16 protein-coding genes are annotated in these 15,545 nt (G+C 54.7%); 12 read left to right on the plus strand and 4 right to left on the minus strand.

The window, feature by feature from the left end; translation table 11 throughout:
- The first annotated feature begins 37 nt into the window (after positions 1–37).
- Genes PKO02S_RS09900 through PKO02S_RS32305 form a run of 3 tightly spaced genes read left to right on the plus strand, consistent with a single transcriptional unit; the run spans position 38 to position 3,136 of the window.
- Positions 38–1,594, plus strand: coding sequence for a sulfatase family protein (locus PKO02S_RS09900; RefSeq protein WP_164821375.1), 1,557 nt, complete (start codon positions 38–40; stop codon positions 1,592–1,594).
- Positions 1,594–2,925 carry a sulfatase family protein gene (locus PKO02S_RS09905; RefSeq protein ID WP_127581910.1) on the plus strand — a complete coding sequence of 444 codons (1,332 nt, stop codon included), beginning with the start codon at positions 1,594–1,596 and terminating at the stop codon, positions 2,923–2,925. The genes PKO02S_RS09900 and PKO02S_RS09905 overlap by 1 nt, the downstream gene beginning before the upstream one ends.
- Before the next feature lie 49 nt (positions 2,926–2,974).
- Entirely contained in the window at positions 2,975–3,136 is a 162-nt protein-coding gene (locus tag PKO02S_RS32305) for a hypothetical protein (protein WP_164821376.1), read from the plus strand.
- Between the two features lie 240 nt (positions 3,137–3,376).
- Here PKO02S_RS32305 and PKO02S_RS09910 read toward each other — a convergent pair whose 3' ends face one another.
- Both PKO02S_RS09910 and PKO02S_RS09915 read right to left on the minus strand, forming a co-directional pair.
- Positions 3,377–4,480 carry a sensor histidine kinase gene (locus PKO02S_RS09910; RefSeq protein ID WP_127581913.1) on the minus strand — a complete coding sequence of 368 codons (1,104 nt, stop codon included), beginning with the start codon at positions 4,478–4,480 and terminating at the stop codon, positions 3,377–3,379.
- Positions 4,477–5,148, minus strand: coding sequence for a response regulator transcription factor (locus tag PKO02S_RS09915; RefSeq protein WP_127581916.1), 672 nt, complete (start codon positions 5,146–5,148; stop codon positions 4,477–4,479). Before PKO02S_RS09915 ends, PKO02S_RS09910 begins: the two co-directional genes overlap by 4 nt.
- 145 nt (positions 5,149–5,293) lie before the next feature.
- On the opposite strand from PKO02S_RS09915, the gene PKO02S_RS09920 reads away from it, so the two are divergent.
- From PKO02S_RS09920 to PKO02S_RS09935, 4 genes are all read left to right on the plus strand, one after another.
- Entirely contained in the window at positions 5,294–6,067 is a 774-nt protein-coding gene (locus tag PKO02S_RS09920; protein WP_127581919.1) for an ABC transporter ATP-binding protein, read from the plus strand.
- A 95-nt stretch (positions 6,068–6,162) separates the two neighbouring features.
- Complete coding sequence (locus PKO02S_RS09925; RefSeq protein ID WP_127581922.1) at positions 6,163–6,621, plus strand: RidA family protein; 459 nt, start codon at positions 6,163–6,165, stop codon at positions 6,619–6,621.
- Between the two features lie 3 nt (positions 6,622–6,624).
- Positions 6,625–7,482, plus strand: a complete 858-nt coding sequence (locus PKO02S_RS09930) for an aminoglycoside adenylyltransferase domain-containing protein (protein WP_127581925.1) — start codon at positions 6,625–6,627, stop codon at positions 7,480–7,482.
- Positions 7,483–7,589: 107 nt separating this feature from the next.
- On the plus strand, positions 7,590–8,105 hold the full coding sequence (locus PKO02S_RS09935; protein WP_127581929.1) for a GrpB family protein: 516 nt from the start codon (positions 7,590–7,592) through the stop codon (positions 8,103–8,105).
- Here the strand turns inward: PKO02S_RS09935 and PKO02S_RS09940 are convergent.
- Positions 8,102–8,446 (minus strand): YkgJ family cysteine cluster protein, encoded by a 345-nt coding sequence (locus PKO02S_RS09940; protein WP_127581932.1) that lies wholly within the window; start codon positions 8,444–8,446, stop codon positions 8,102–8,104. The two genes, PKO02S_RS09935 and PKO02S_RS09940, sit on opposite strands and share 4 nt — an antisense overlap.
- Before the next feature lie 196 nt (positions 8,447–8,642).
- Here PKO02S_RS09940 and PKO02S_RS09945 point away from each other — a divergent pair, with 196 nt between their 5' ends.
- From PKO02S_RS09945 to PKO02S_RS33625, 3 genes are all read left to right on the plus strand, one after another.
- A complete protein-coding gene (locus PKO02S_RS09945) occupies positions 8,643–9,227 on the plus strand; it encodes a nucleotidyltransferase family protein (protein WP_127581935.1) in 585 nt (194 codons plus the stop codon).
- Positions 9,228–9,310: 83 nt separating this feature from the next.
- On the plus strand, positions 9,311–10,384 hold the full coding sequence (locus PKO02S_RS09950) for an AbrB family transcriptional regulator (RefSeq protein ID WP_281280419.1): 1,074 nt from the start codon (positions 9,311–9,313) through the stop codon (positions 10,382–10,384).
- A gap of 46 nt (positions 10,385–10,430) precedes the next feature.
- Complete coding sequence (locus tag PKO02S_RS33625; RefSeq protein WP_281280420.1) at positions 10,431–10,556, plus strand: hypothetical protein; 126 nt, start codon at positions 10,431–10,433, stop codon at positions 10,554–10,556.
- A 519-nt stretch (positions 10,557–11,075) separates the two neighbouring features.
- Here PKO02S_RS33625 and PKO02S_RS09955 read toward each other — a convergent pair.
- Positions 11,076–13,361 (minus strand): helix-turn-helix domain-containing protein, encoded by a 2,286-nt coding sequence (locus PKO02S_RS09955; protein WP_127581942.1) that lies wholly within the window; start codon positions 13,359–13,361, stop codon positions 11,076–11,078.
- 375 nt (positions 13,362–13,736) lie between these two features.
- Here PKO02S_RS09955 and PKO02S_RS09960 point away from each other — a divergent pair, with 375 nt between their 5' ends.
- Entirely contained in the window at positions 13,737–14,630 is an 894-nt protein-coding gene (locus PKO02S_RS09960) for an ABC transporter permease (protein ID WP_127582032.1), read from the plus strand.
- Positions 14,631–14,669: 39 nt separating this feature from the next.
- The gene (locus PKO02S_RS09965) at positions 14,670–15,533 is read left to right on the plus strand and encodes a carbohydrate ABC transporter permease (RefSeq protein ID WP_246066905.1); all 864 of its coding nucleotides are present in this window, start codon (positions 14,670–14,672) and stop codon (positions 15,531–15,533) included.
- The last annotated feature ends 12 nt before the right edge of the window (positions 15,534–15,545 follow it).

Consider the following 15,545-nt stretch of genomic DNA (forward strand, 5'->3'; position numbering starts at 1 on the left):
TACAAAGTAATTTATTTTCGAAGGCGGGGTTCACATGATGGCGGAAAAAAGATCCAACCTCTTGTTTGTGATGGTGGACCAATGGCACGCAGGATGTCTGGGTGCTGCCGGTGGATTTGTCAGTACACCGCATCTGGATCGGCTGGCGGGGGAAGGGATTCGCTTTACAAAAGCGTATTGCAACGCTCCCGTATGCGGTCCTTCCCGAGTGAGCTTCATGACGGGACAATACCCGCGGACCCACCGTATTCAAGGCAATAACATTTTTGCAATGGATGACCGGAATGACGACATTCTGCCCGTCGTGTTTCGCAAGCACGGTTATGAAACGGCGATTATCGGCAAAGCCCATCTCATCGATCGTTGGAATCGTGCAGGCTTCGAGTATATCCGGTATAGCGACTTTTGTGATGCCGACCGGTCCGATCCATTGTCCAGCCATTATTTCCGGCACCTTGTCGATAAAGGGCTCGGCGATTTGTACGATCAAGGCGCATTGCCTTCGGGCCATCCGGGAGCAAGCTTTCGGGGATTCGTCTCGGATATTCCCGAAGCGTATTCCCTCGAGACCTGGACGGGGGATGAAGCTGTCCGTTTTCTGGACAATCGCGACCGAAGCCGTCCGTTCATGCTACACCTAAGCTTTCAACGTCCCCACGAGCCGTTAACCGTTCCGATTGACGGAGGTTTGTTGTACGATCCGTTCGGGATTCCATTACCGGACAATGCGGAAGACTTGTTTGCCTACCGGTTTGCGGGCAAGCCTGCGAAAGCCGTATCGCACATTGCGACGCCTCAAGGTTGTCCGTATGTACCGGAAAGCGAGGCCGATTTGCGGCGGCAACTTGCATTCTATTACAGTCTGATTACCCGCATCGATGCACAGATCGGCAGGGTCATGGAATCGCTCCGTAGGACGGGGGAGGACGACAACACGATCATCGTATTTGTTGCCGACCATGGCGATTTTGCCGGCGAGCATGGGCTGATTCTGAAGAATCTCGGCATCTATGAATCGATTCATCGTATTCCGTTACTGCTTCGCTACCCTGGTTGCCCGAGAGACGAACGGATAAGCGGGTTGGTGGAAAGTGTGGATCTCTATCCGACGCTGGGCCGATTATGCGGCATACCAGTGCCTGACTCGGTGGAAGGCGTCGATATGGGGCCGATGATTAAAGGTGAGTCGGTCGGCAAGAAAAGCGTCTATTGCGAATGGTTCCCTCCAGGCGGATCGGATAAAGTATTGGCAATCCGGTCGGTGGAATATCGACTTGTCTTCGATGCGGATTCTGGGGAAGGCGAATTGTACGACATGCAAACCGATCCGGGCGAGATTCACAATCTGTTTGGCAAACCGGAGCATCTGGCGATTCAGGCGGAACTTATGCAGACACTTTTAACGTATATTTCACGTTTCCAAGTACGGTCATCGTTTCTGTCAGACGAACAAACCGCTCATTTCAGCCGCAACGATATGACGACTATGCTGCATAAACGTCGTCTGAGCTGGAGCAAGCTGGAACCGCTGTACGCGGAACGATTACAAGGCTCTGTAACGGCAGGCGCACACAGCAAACGGGAAGGTGGGTGATGATGAAAACCGATCCGAATCAATCCAGACCCAATATACTTCTTATTACTTGCCATGACCTGGGGCGGCAGCTTGGATGCTATGGTCGAAGGGCTGTCCGCAGCCCCGCGCTCGATCGACTGGCAGCGGAAGGAGTGCTGTTCGCCAACGCGTTCTCCGTGGCGCCCCAATGCAGCCCCAGCCGTTCTGCGCTGCATACGGGAAAATACCCGCATGCCAACGGTATGATGGGTTTGGCCCACTGCGGTTTCGATTGGCGATTGAATCAGGAAGAGAAACATATGGCGAAGCTGATGCGAGATCATGGTTATGCCTCTGTACTTGTTGGGGTGCAGCACATGACGGATAACCCGCTTGAGCTGGGCTATGAGCAGGCAACTATCGGAGGTGATGCTGTTGTTACTGCAGAAATTGCCGCTGCGGAATTGAGCAGGTTAACCGCAGACTCTCGCCCGTTTTATCTGGAAGTCGGATTTTTCGAGCCGCATCGGCCTTTTCATTTTGGGGGGGCCGAGCCAGATGACGAACAAGGAATCGGGGTGCCAGGTTATTTGCCCGATGATGGTCCCGTTCGCGAGGACTTCGCTGCCTTGCAAGGAGCCATTCGTGCGCTGGATGCGGGAGTAGGCGTCATTATGGATGCATTGCGCGTATTGGAACTGGAACACAATACGTGGGTCATCTTCACTACCGATCATGGAATCGCGATGCCTTGGGCCAAATGTACGTTGTATGATCCTGGCATAGAGGTCGCTCTTCTCATGCGATGGCCGGCTCAGGGAATAGAAGGCGGATGGTGTTATGATGGATTGTTCAGTCAGGTGGACGTACTACCTACACTAGTGGAAGCGCTTGGCATACCCGATTGCCCGAAGCTGCAGGGAAGTAGTCATTGGCCGCAACTAACGCATAGTCAAGACAGCAACGAGGTGAGGGAATGTTTGGCAGTCCGCGCCGCCATTTTCGCGGAGAAGACATTTCATACGCATTACGAACCGATGCGCTCCATTCGAACGGCGACACAAAAACTCATTGTCAACCTGGAATCGGGCAGTGCCATTGACGTACCGCTTGATATCCAGCGTAGTCAGAGCTACACGACAGTGCTTCCAGGCACACTCATTCAACGTCCCATGCTGGAGTTATATGTGCTGGCTGAAGACCCGATGGAGCGGAATAATGTGGCGGATCTGCCGATCTATACATCTGTGAGAAAGTCGCTACTCCGTGAATTGCGGCACTGGATGGAGGAAACGGGAGACCCATTGTTGAGTGGACCGATTGCTTCGCCCTTTGCGAAAGTTGTTCTATCGATTCTCAACGAACAATAGCACAAGGTGCAGTTCATGCTCTATCGCGAGATATTGGAGGGGATGCTGGATGAACCGACCGCACAGCAAGCTGCTCAAGTCCGCCGCTGGAGCCCCCGCCGACAAGTCGGCGAAAGTGACCGCCCCGTCCATTCGAGGTGGAGCGGACCGGGAGTATACGGTAGTCTTCGAGAAGAAGGCCACCTACCGGAAGCCGTCCTTCGCGCGATAAGCGCATAGCGAACGATAGAGAGCAAGAGCCTGCAGCCAAGCGCTGCAGGCTTTTTTTGACCATTCAGTAGGTATAGGTTTTTTAGGTGGAACTGGAGGATCCCCCTTGGTGAGGTGACCATTGCTGCTGTAAGGCGGATTTCGTGCTTAGTAGTGGTGGGAGAGCTGGATTTGCAGCTGTAAGGCCCTGAATGCTCTCGCCAGAGGCCCATCAGAGTGATTTTCCCTGATGGTGAACGCCTCACACGTCTAAATAGCTCCGCAGCTTGGGGAAATGCACGACGAATGTCGTGCCCTGACCGGCCCTGGAGCGAAGGGACAACTCGTGCCCGAGCTTGAGTGCCAGCTGCTTGGCCAAATACAAGCCGAGTCCGGTCGACTTGCGGTGGATGCGGCCGTTCTCGCCGGTGAAGCCTTTCTCGAACACGCGGCCGACGTCCTCCTCGCGGATGCCGATGCCGGTGTCCTCGATCAGAAGCCGCTTCTCGCGCGCGTCCTCCTCGAACCGGACGGCGATGGAGCCGCCGTCCGGCGTATACTTCAGCGCATTGCCGAGCGCTTGATCGACGATGTAGAGCAGCCACTTGCTGTCGCTTTGCACGCCATAGGAAGGCGGGTGCCTGTCAGACGGCGCGTGTTGCGGCTCTCCATCGTCGAACAGCGACAGCTGAATCCGCTTCGTGATGAACAGCTTGGCGAATTTCTTCAAGCTGGTCCGCACGATGCCATCTACCGGCGTCTCCGAGATGAAGTAATCCTTCGAGAACGAATCGATACGCGAATAATAGAGCGCCTGCTCGACGCAGCTGTCGATCTTGTCCAGCTCGTCCTCGAGCTTGTCGGTCAAATAGTCGGCGGACTTGTCGGCGCCATTCTCGAGAATGAGCCGACCGGCGGCGATCGGTAGCTTCACTTCGTGGATCCAGGACAGCACGTAGTCCTGGTGGTCGCGCATTTCGCGAAGCAGCTGCAGCCGCTCTCGCGCATGCTCCTGCTGCAGCTTGCCGAGCAGCTGCGAATAGAGCGCCTGCTCCGCCGTACGCGGAGCGGGCAGCGACTGCACCGTCTCGCGGCGATCCGGCTGCAGCAGATCTACCAGCGCCCGGTGCCGCGTCCGGTTCGCCAAGTAACCGCCGGCCAGATAGACGGCCGCGAACACTACACAGCTGAGGAACGCGTAGACGGCGTTCCCCGCACCGAACCCCGCGTGGCCGCCGTCCCCGCGGGTGTCGCCGACGTCGGCCAAGTCGGCGGACAGCAGCAGGAACGCGGTCAGAAACGCGGTGAGCAGCCCGTGCATGAGCAGAAAATACCGCTTATCTTTCAGATATTGAACGAGACTCATGGGATGACATACCCTTCTCCCTTGCGGGTGACGATGAACGACTCCTTGCCGAGCTCGGCGAGCTTCTTCCGCAACCGCGTAATGTTGACGGTGAGCGTGTTGTCATCGACGAAGCTTTCATCCTTCCAGAGGCTCCGCATGATTTTGTCCCGCGTCAGAATCGATCCCTGGTGCTGCATCAGCAGACGCAAAATGTGAAACTCATTCTTCGTCAGCTCGGCCTGCTGCCCGCCGCATAGCATATGGCCGTCCCGCAGGTTCAACACGACCCCGTCATGCTCCAGCACATCCTGGCCAAGTTCCGCATAAGAATAAGTTCGCCGCAGCAGCGCGTTCATTTTCGCAAGCAGCACTTCGGTGTAGAACGGCTTCTGGATAAAATCGTCTCCGCCCATATTCATCGCCATGACGATATCCATCGGTGTCGTGCGCGAAGAAAGAAACATAATCGGCACCTTGGACAGCTCGCGAATTTGCCGGCACCAGTAGAACCCGTCATAGGAGGGCAGATTGATGTCGAGCAGAATGAGCTGAGGCTGTTCCTTCACGAATTGAGCCAGCACTTGGTCGAAATCTTCTGTCAGCACTGTCTGAAAGCCCCATTTGCCAAGCGTCTCGGCAACCGAATCGGCGATCGTCCGCTCGTCTTCCACAATCATGATCTTCAACCCCTCGTCCCCCTTTGCATATGACCATGTTACAACTTTGTAAGCTTGCCGATCGCGTTGTAAGCCGAATCTATGGCGGTATGCCCTGTTGCCTAGTAGGATAGAATACAAGACGGGAAAAAGCAATAAGCGGGAGGAAATGACGATGAGCCAACCGGCAGTAGTAGAGGCGAGGGGCATTCAGAAAATATACGGAGCCAAGGGCAATGCCTACACGGCGCTGCATGAATTCGATCTGACCGTAGCGAAAGGGGAGTTCGTCGGTATCATGGGGCCGTCCGGTTCGGGCAAGACGACGCTCTTGAATTTGGTGGCGACAATCGACCGTCCGACAGCGGGCGACATCCATATCGAGGGGACGAATCTGCTTCGGCTTGGAGAAGAAGAGCTGTCGGCATTCCGACGGGAGCAGTTGGGCTTCCTGTTCCAGGATTACAACTTGCTCGATACGCTTACGGTGCGTGAAAATATGGTGCTGCCGCTGGCGCTGGCGAAGCTGAACCCGGCCGAGATGGAGAATCGCGTCGATGCGATCGCGGACCGGTTCGGCATCAAGCCGCTGCTGGACAAATACCCTGTGCAGCTGTCGGGCGGGCAGAAGCAGCGGACGGCCGCCGGCCGTGCGCTGATCAATCGGCCGAGCTTGCTGCTGGCCGACGAACCGACCGGCGCGCTTGATTCCAAAGCGTCCACCGACTTGCTCGAGAGCCTGCGGGAGCTGAATGAGAAGGAGCAGGCGACGATTCTGATGGTGACGCACGATGCGTTCGCCGCCAGCTATTGCACGCGCGTGCTGTTCATCAAGGACGGTCGGCTGTTCACGGAGCTGGTGCGGGGAGCGATGCCGCGCAACGCTTTTTTCCGTAAGGTGCTGGATGTATTGTCCGTGTTGGGTGGCGGAGCGACCGAGGTACTGTAAGGTTTCGTTCCGCAGGCGACACGAAAAATAAGGATTGTACGTCACTCCGATCAGTGGTAAGATGTTCCACAATTACCTACTAGGAGGAATACCGCATGTCCGAACAAACACCCGAAGCACGCTTGGAGCAGCTCGGAATCACGCTGCCCGCCGCTAGCCCGCCCGCTGCCAGGTACGCCAATTATGTCATAGCGGGAGGACTGCTGTTCCTGTCCGGCAAAGGGCCGTCCAGTCGCCCGAAGGGCAAGCTGGGCAAGGAATTTACGACGGAGGAAGGGTATCGTTTCGCTCGGCAGACGGGCTTGGAAGTGCTCGCGGTGCTGCAGGATGCATTGGGATCGCTCAGCCGGATCAAGCGGGTGGTGAAGGTGCAAGGCTTCGTAAACGCCGATCCCGCCTTCGAGGAGCCGCACAAGGTGCTGGACGGGTTCTCCGAACTGATGCACGAGGTGTTCGGGGAGAAGGGGAATCATGCCCGCTCCGTGCTGGGAGCCAGTACGCTGAGAGACGGCTTGCCGATCGTCGTGGACAGCATATACGAGCTGGAGGACTAGCTTGTGGCGGATCAGCGTTTGCCGGCAAAGGTAATAGCCGTTATAGACGATTTGTACGCTTCGCTCCAGCAGCAGCTTCCCCCAGGCACTCTTCGCTCTATCTATATCTACGGGTCAACCGCGTTGGGGGCGTATGTAGAAGGGACGAGCGATATCGATTTCGTTGCATTTCTGACTCGCTCATTGAGATCGGAGGAAATAGCGAAGGTGGAGCAGGTGCACCGGAATGTGGATTCCCGATGGTTGAAGCTGGACTTGATGGGCGCGTATATTCGCCTCGAAGATTTCGGCAAGCCTGCCCAAGCTGGCGAAACGGTGACCTACTTTGCTCGAGCGCTTCATACCAACCTTCGCGGAGCCGACTTGAATCCGATTACGTGGCGTGTCATGCGAGAAGCGGGCATCTGCGCGGCCGGCGAACCGCTCGAGCTCCCGGACTGCGTGTCCGATGAAGAATTGCTCCAGTATGTGATCGGCAATATGAACACGTATTGGCAAGGGTGGATTCAGAAGCTGGCGGAGTGGCCGGCGGAAGCGGTGGAAACGAATGCGCTCGAGGAGGCGGTCGAGTGGTGCGTGCTAGGCATGCTGAGGCAGCTCTATACGATCCGGGAGCGGAACATCACAAGCAAGCCAGGAGCTGGCGAATACGGTCTTGAGCGGCTCCCGGCCCAATGGCATGGACTCATACAAGCCGCTATTCAAATCAAGCTTGGCGAAAGCGGAGCTCTTCCGAATAGCTCGGATTCCACGGACGTGAGGCGAAAGTTGCTGGGCCTTCTGCGCCATATCCATAAGGCTGCGAATGCGGATTATCAAGCTTTTCTGCTTTATCGACAACGAATGTCCGACGGCTCCTGAATGGAGTAGTCGGACTTTTATTTTTTGCTACCCTCTGTAACCGGTTCTTTGGTAAAATAGAGCGTGGGCAACGTGATCTAGCAGGGGGAAGAAGGGAAGACGGGGGTATGGAAATCAGTATTTCGGAATACCAAGTCGAATGGCCGCAATCGTATTTGGCGGAGGTTCGGCTATTGTCGAATGTCCTGCAGTTGGACCGAATCATCGATATCCAGCATTTCGGTAGTACTTCGGTCCCAGGTTTGGCGGCCAAACCGATCATCGACATCATGATTGGCTTCCGCTCGATGGAGGATGCGATTGCGAGCATCCCGGCCGTGGAATCGCTCGGCTACGAATATGTGGAGTCGCTCAGCGTTCCGGGCGGCCGGCTGTTCTTGCAGCGAAATCCGCGCACGCGGCATGTGCATCTGGTCGAGTACGGCACCGAGCATTGGCTGAAACCGCTCCTGCTCCGCGATTACATGAGGCTGCACAAGGAGGCGCGCGAGCAATACGTAGAGCTGAAGAAACGCAACGCAGATCAGTTCAAGCATGATCGTGCCGGCTACACGAAGGCGAAAACGGCTTTCGTGAGCGGCATCGTAGACAAAGCGAGGCAGTTGTATACGGGAACTCCCTAGAAGTCTTTCCAAGTAAAATCAACGCTCAAAATGCCGGCCGGATCACTGGAAGCTTGCCAAGGCGAACCGGTTGCCGATTCCGGTCGGCGAAAGCACACCAAATTGCTGGAATGGCCGAACGCCCGGCAGACGTCGGGACGAGCCGAGTGAATGCCGCATTTGTCCGAATCTTGGTCATAGAACATACAAGTGCCAAAAAAACGCTCTTGCTGCTCGAGCGCGATTCGACGACGGCGGGGCATCGCTCCAAGCAGCTTGCGGATTGCCCGCAACTCCTTATTCGTCACAGGCACGGGACCGCAGCACAGGCCTCTGCAGCCTTGGCAAGGTAAGGCATCCATAAGTAGGACCTCCGTCATGATAGGGATGAATAATGATTTATTGACAAAGTATCTGTTTTGTGGTATAATATAGATTAATTTTTCATAAATTATATTTTACCATTTGTTGTGAGAAGATGCAATCCAAGGGCGCATGTTATCGGGTTCGGCCCGAAACAGTCGCCTTTTTATATTGTACCGGAGGAGGGAAGCTGTGATGGATCCGTTACCGCAACAGCCGCAATATTCGCATGAGGAGCAGTTAAGAGCGGTTGACCGTTTTTTGCGCGAGGATGAGCAGTTGATCGACGACTTGAGGATGGTTCGCGAGCTGGGACTGCCGGATGCCTGCGTCGCAGCTGGCTACATAAGAAATACGGTCTGGGACCGGCTGTTCGGCCACTCGCGCCGAGAGCTTCATCAGGATATCGATGTGGTGTATTTTGATCCCGGTGATGAGACGGAAGCTCGTGATTTCGCCTTGGAGAAGCGGTTGATCGCTAGAACCGGGAACCCGAAGTGGTCCGTCAAAAATCAAGCCCGCATGCATATTCGCAACAGAGAAGCTCCTTATCGGGATACGGCAGACGCGATGAGCCGATGGCCGGAGACGGTCACCGCAATAGGTGCTTACATCGATGACAAGGACGAGCTTCATATCGTCTGTCCGCATGGGCTGACCGATTTGTTCGCAGGCGTGGTGCGCAGAAGTCCTTTTTTCACGGATCATGCTTATTATTTGAAACGAGTTCGGAGCAAACGATGGGGAGAGTTGTGGCCTTCTTTAACAATACTGGAGTAGAGAGGAACGGCTGGCGATGAGAAAGGAAGCATTGTACTTGGGAGGTATTTGCCATTCCTAAACTCATTCGAACCGGAATCACCTTGCTCTCGGCGCTTTTAGGCGGAATGATATTCCATATTTTATCACTTCCCATTCCTTGGATGCTTGGACCGATGTTCGCCGTCTTGATCGGGTCGAAGCTGTGGCCGGGCCGATACATGTGGCCGGGAACGATCCGAAATGCCGGCATGATTACGGTCGGATACACGATTGGTCTGGCGATGACGGCAACCGCCTTGCACGAGATGTCGATCCATTTGCCGATTATGCTGCTATTGACCTTGTTGCTTTTATTCTTTTGCGCCGGCATCGCGTTTCTGGTGTCGCTCGTATCGAATTACAATTACATGACGCTATTGATCGGCAGCATTCCTGGCGGGCTAAGCCAGATGGTTGCGTTGGCTGAGGAGAGCGACGATATCGACATGACGGTTGTGACGGTCATTCAGGTCGTGAGGCTGATGGTGATCGTGGTGAGCATCCCTTTTCTCATTTTCAATCCGTATACCGGGTTAAGCGATCCTGTGGTGACGGAGATGGCTGGAGCTCTGGGGAATGCCGGGGCGGCGGCTGCCGCCACTTGGAGCAACTTGCTGCCCGACTTGCCGGTTTACGCTGTTGTGTGCACGCTATGTGCCTGGCTGGGGCAGAAGCTGCGCATCCCGACCGCTTATTTGCTCGGTCCGGCGATCGGAGCATCTGTCTTGCAGATGCTAGGAGTGCATGGGCCGGCGTTGCCGTCGACGCTAGTGAATGCCGCTCAGCTCGCGATCGGCTCTTACGTCGGCATGCTGCTGAAGCCGGAGCAGCTGCCGCACAAAATGCGAACGATTGGATTGGCTGTCGGCAGTGCCATCATTCTTATCGCCGGCGCGTGGGGGTTCAGCAGCTTGCTGACGTTAATCCAGCCGGTATCGATGACGACGGCGCTGCTCGCGCTCGCCCCGGGCGGGATGGACCAGATGGGGATTATCGCACACGAGGTTGGCGGCGATCTTTCGATCGTGGCGGGGTATCAGCTGTTCCGGCTGCTGTTCATCTTTTTTGCTGTGCCGCCAGTGATGAAAATGCTCTTGCGGTTGAGACGAAGCAGGCGCGGAAAGTCCGTTTCTTGACGAGTCGAAAGGGATTGTCTGGGACACGACCCGGCAAGGCCATCCGGTGACGGACAAGCAGAATATCCGGACGGTAGGGAGCCGAGGACCGAGCACGCGCGTCAAGCTGCTGCAGACGGCCGGCAAACAAACGCCGGTGTTCGTCCGATTGCCTTCAAGCCGGCTCCCGTAACTATCCACCTACGTCGCCTACCCATCAAGCGTTAGCCCAGATGTACAAGGATTGTACACCTAAGGACCAAAATTGGTTTTATTTCAGCTCAGATGTACAAGATTTGTATATCTGACACTGATTTTTGCCATTCAGATGTGTAGTTTTTATACTTTGACTGCGAAAAATGCCCGTTTTTGCGAGCAACTGTACAAATCCTATACATCTGTTGCTGATAACAAACTTCCGATCCATAAACGTCTGAGATTAGTTTGGTATTAGCGGACAATGGTTGGCTTATGCACGAAAGGAAGGCGAGAAGGTGAAAATAGAGGACAAAGGTACAGTAATAGTGGATTTTGGTTCGTTAGCATCACTGTTTCGTTAGCAGTATCATCACTGGTTCGTTAGCGTGTCTGGTTCATTAGCGTGACTGGTTCGTTAACGTGACGGTAGAGCGACAGCCGAAGCTGAGCACACAAAAAGGACCGTTCGCTCGAACGGTCCTTTTTGCCATAAAGCCCCTCGGCCAAAGCCGCATTACTGCTGCTTCCGCTCCAACCGGTACTCGCGCGGCGTGCGGCCGGTCACCTTCTTGAACGTGCGGTTGAACGTGTTCAAGTTCGTGTACCCGACCTGATCGGCGATGTCCTGGATCAGCTGGTCCGTGCGCAGCAGCAGCTCGCAGGCTTTGCCGATCCGCACCTCGTGGACGTAATCGAGGAAGTTGCTGCCGGTTTTCTCCTTGAAGTACGTGGACAAGTAGCCGCCGGTGATGTTCAGCTTCTCGGCCACGATCTCGAGCGTAATGTCCTCGCGGTAGTGCTGCGCCAAGTGCTCCCGCACGTAATCCGTGATCGGATCGCGCTCCTCGCGCTTCGTGCGCACCATCTCCGCCGCCTCCGTCACGTAGCGGTCCATAAACGCGGTCAGCTCCTCCACGGATTGGAGTCGCTTCAGCGCCCGCTTGCCGTCCCGCACCCGCTCCGCGACGCTGCCGATCTGCAGCCCCGCCGCCGCGACCGTGCGCGCCGTCTTCTCGACGACGTCCTCGGCGAACAGCAGCAGCTGTGCCGCCGTGGCGTCCTTGCGCTGCATCGCCAGCACGATGCGCTGCACGATCGTCCGGGCCGCCTCCGCCTGCCCGGCCTGCAGCTGCGTCGCGAGCTCGTTCGTCTGCACCTCGGACAAGATCGTCGTGGCCGTCGCCGACCGGCCGACCGGGTCAGAGCCCCAGATCAGCTGCGACTCGCTCCGCAGCTGCCGGCGGCCGATCAGCTCCAGCGTCTGTTCATACGCTTTCGTATAGTCGCCGCCTTGATGGAACGCATCGCTCACCGCGATCGTGAAGAAGCAGCTTTCCCGGTCCGTCTCGAAATTGTCGCGCATCACGGCCAATACCGCCTCCAGAGCGTCCCTCGATTCGGCGCCATCCCCGTACACAATCGAGAGGATCTGATTGTTCTCGATCTGGAACGTATGCGAATCCGGGAAATGCCCCAGCATCGTCTTGCGGATGTACTCCCGGAACAGGAACGTCGCCTGCACCTCGTCCACCTCGACATCCCGCTCGAACGCAGGGCGGAACTCGATCTGGAACAGCACAAACCGGAACGGACCCGCAAATTCCGCTTGCTCGACCGCCCCCTCGCCGCCATCCATCGTATGGTTTGGGATACCCTTCAGCTTGTTCATATACACAAACGAACGCAGTAACGAGTTTTTCTCCGCCATATCGGTATGAAACGAGCTCTGCACTTGCTCCATATGGTGGATCGCCTCGCCGATCAGCTCGAATTCGTCCGCCCGATGCCGCTCCGGCACGCCTTCAGAATTAATGCGCCGAATCGACTCGACGATACGCTGCACCGGGTTGTTGAACCGATAGCTCATGTAGATCGAAGTAGCAATACTGACGGCGATCGCTACCACCAACAACGTGAACAAGGTGGCGTTCAGCCGCGAAATGGCGGACGTGATATGGGCGTCAGGCACGATATTCATATAGACGAGCCCCGTGCTGCCGCCTTTTTGATAAAAGTAGTATTGGCCGTTCTGCTTGAAATAACCGTGATCGCCGTCCAGCGCAGAAAGCTTCTCAATCTTCAATTCGCTATGGGCCTTGTAAATCGGCTGATACTGCGCATTCAGGATGACGAATTTCTCGTTGATCGACTGATGAAACGCACCCACCAATGAATCCGCCTTCAGAAACGTGACGAAGAACAAGTCCGGGCTAAGCCGATTCTGAGTCACCACGGGGAACAAAGTGCCCATCCCTACCGGAGCTTGCTTAAGCGTAGTATCGGTGAACGAGGCAGCCGGATAAATTCTCGAGGTGAACGATTCCTTAAACTGCTGCTCCCAAAACGAAAACGGGTATTTAGGGCTAGCGTAAAACTTTTCGAACAAAGTCTCCGGGATCGAGCTGCCATCTTTGCCGAGTACGAAACGGTTGGCGCGCTGCACGAGAAAGAAATTTTCCAAATACAACAATTCATTCGAAACCAGATTCGAAATTTCCGAACGAAGCTGATTCGCCACCTCATAGGAAAAATCCGGTTTATTAATAAGCTGAACGCGGTCCTTATAATAGTAGCTGTACATAAGCTTGATCACCAAGTTGAAATGCGTCTCGAACGAATCGGTGGTATTGTTCAAGTTCTGGGTGTTGTAGCGGATAATTTCTTCTCTGATCTGGGTGCGAAAATAAGTAAACGACAAAATATTAAATGAGGCTAGCAACAAAATGATGAGGAGGAAGCTGAGCAGCAGCCGCCGGAATAAAAACGTGCTTTTTTTCTTGAGCTTCAGAATGCCGCGCATAGTAACCTCCGTTCAAACGATTCGTAAAAAGGCAGACGCATCAGGCACTTGAAACACCCGAACTGCTGTAATTGATCTTAACACAAACGCTTTCATGAGGGACTTAACGGATTTACGAATACTTCACAACATTACGGATTTTCCGCAAAAATGGCCAGTTATCAAAAAGAAAGCGGTTTCCAGTCGACAATATTTGCTCTACGATACGAACATGACGGTGCGATTGCCGGTCACGGTCAACTTGCATCCAGAACCACACAAGCAAGGATGGAGGAGAGGGTCAACATGTCGGCAACGCAATCCGCGGGGAAACCCCCGCACCCGGCAGAGCAGCTTGTCGGACGTACGAGAGAGATCAGCAAAACAGCCCGATTTATGAAGAGGCTCTCAGAGAGCAAATATTTGCTGCTATTATTTCTTCCGTGTCTGATCTACTATGTACTGTTTAAGTATGCCCCGATGGGCGGGATCATCATCTCGTTCAAGAACTACAATCTATTCAAGGGCATTATCGACAGTCCGTGGGTCGGACTCAAATGGTACAAGATGTTTTTGCAAAATCCCGACTTTCTGGTCATCCTGAAGAACACGTTTCTGCTTGGCGTTTATAAGCTGGTCGTCGGGTTTCCGGCGCCGATTATTTTAGCGCTCCTGCTGCATGAAGTCAAGAATGCTTTCTTCAAACGATTTGTCCAGACGGTCAGCTATTTACCGCATTTCATCTCGAATGTAGTAGTAGTGAGCATGGTCATTATGTTCCTGTCGCCTTCGACGGGGATCGTCAATCACTTCATTCAATGGATGGGCTTCGAGCCGATCAACTTCATGGTGAAGCCGGAGCTGTTTCGATGGATCTACGTAGCCTCTGAGATTTGGCAGCATATCGGTTGGGAAACGATTATTTACTTGGCAGCGCTTACCGCGATCGATCCTCAATTATATGAAGCGTCGGATATCGACGGAGCGGGACGCTGGCGCAAAATGTGGAACGTCACGCTGCCCGGCATTGCACCGGCGATCGTCATCCTGTTCATCTTGAACATCGGCAGGGTGCTTGAGATTGGGTTCGAGAAAGTGTTCCTGCTCTACAATCCGGCCATCTATGAAACGGCGGACATTATCAGCACTTATGTCTATCGTACGGGCCTGAACCAAGGCAATTACAGCTACGCAACGGCCATCGATTTGTTCGGCGGCATTGTCGGATTGGTCTTCGTCTACTCGGCCAACTATTTGTCCCGCAAAGTAAGCGACACGAGCCTCTGGTAGTCCGAACCGAATGACCGATGCAGAAAGGATGAAATCGCTGTGAAACGCAAACGCTTTAGCTTAGTCGACATCATTATCGCGTTTATACTCTTGTTAGTGGTCGTCATGACCGCTTATCCGTTCCTCTATATGATCGCCGTCTCACTCAGCGAGAACATCTACGTCATGAAGGGAGAAGTCACGCTCTGGCCGAAAGGTTTCTCGACGAAAATGTATGAAATGGTGCTGCAGGATCCGCGCATTTTCACAGCATACTCCAACACATTCCTGTATGTGATTCTGGGTACGGTGATCTCGCTTGCGGTAACGGCGATGGGCGGGTATGCTTTAGCCCGGAAGGAGATGCTCGGGAACAAACAATTTACGCTGCTGATCGTCTTTACGATGTTCTTCCAAGGCGGCATGATCCCGACCTTCCTCGTCGTCAAAGGGCTTAGCCTGGTCGATACGATCTGGGGCATGGTGCTCCCGTCGGCGGTCAGTACGTGGAATTTGATCATCATGCGGACGTTCTTCACTAGCATCCCGAAGGAGCTGGAGGAGGCCGGCCGGATGGACGGTCTGAACGACATCGGCATCTTCGCCCGCATCGTGCTGCCGCTCTCCAAGGCGGCGCTCGCCACCATAGGCTTATTCTACGCCGTTGCCATGTGGAACAATTTTTATAACGCGCTGCTCTATCTGAGGTCGGCGGAGCTGTTCCCGCTGCAGGTCGTGCTCCGCAACATCGTCCTTGCCGGTCAGATGAATGCCAGCGAGGTCAGCAGCTCCGACTCGATCATTGTAGAAGAGTCTCTCAAGTTCGCGACAATTATTGTGTCCACTTTGCCGATATTGCTCTTGTATCCGTTTTTGCAGAAATATTTTGTCAAGGGTGTCATGATCGGGTCCGTCAAGGGGTAGCGCTGCCTCGAT

Source organism: Paenibacillus koleovorans NBRC 103111 (genome assembly GCF_004000845.1).
Lineage (GTDB): Bacteria > Bacillota > Bacilli > Paenibacillales > NBRC-103111 > Paenibacillus_AA > Paenibacillus_AA koleovorans.

Coding starts and splice junctions, on each gene's coding strand:
- PKO02S_RS09925 (WP_127581922.1), top strand. CDS start 6,163: ATGTCCGAACAAACACCCGAAGCACGCTTGGAGCAGCTCGGAATCACG.
- PKO02S_RS09940 (WP_127581932.1), bottom strand. CDS start 8,446: ATGGATGCCTTACCTTGCCAAGGCTGCAGAGGCCTGTGCTGCGGTCCC.
- PKO02S_RS09905 (WP_127581910.1), top strand. CDS start 1,594: ATGATGAAAACCGATCCGAATCAATCCAGACCCAATATACTTCTTATT.
- PKO02S_RS09920 (WP_127581919.1), top strand. CDS start 5,294: ATGAGCCAACCGGCAGTAGTAGAGGCGAGGGGCATTCAGAAAATATAC.
- PKO02S_RS32305 (WP_164821376.1), top strand. CDS start 2,975: ATGAACCGACCGCACAGCAAGCTGCTCAAGTCCGCCGCTGGAGCCCCC.
- PKO02S_RS09955 (WP_127581942.1), bottom strand. CDS start 13,361: ATGCGCGGCATTCTGAAGCTCAAGAAAAAAAGCACGTTTTTATTCCGG.
- PKO02S_RS09910 (WP_127581913.1), bottom strand. CDS start 4,480: ATGAGTCTCGTTCAATATCTGAAAGATAAGCGGTATTTTCTGCTCATG.
- PKO02S_RS09945 (WP_127581935.1), top strand. CDS start 8,643: ATGGATCCGTTACCGCAACAGCCGCAATATTCGCATGAGGAGCAGTTA.
- PKO02S_RS09960 (WP_127582032.1), top strand. CDS start 13,737: ATGAAGAGGCTCTCAGAGAGCAAATATTTGCTGCTATTATTTCTTCCG.
- PKO02S_RS09900 (WP_164821375.1), top strand. CDS start 38: ATGGCGGAAAAAAGATCCAACCTCTTGTTTGTGATGGTGGACCAATGG.
- PKO02S_RS09935 (WP_127581929.1), top strand. CDS start 7,590: ATGGAAATCAGTATTTCGGAATACCAAGTCGAATGGCCGCAATCGTAT.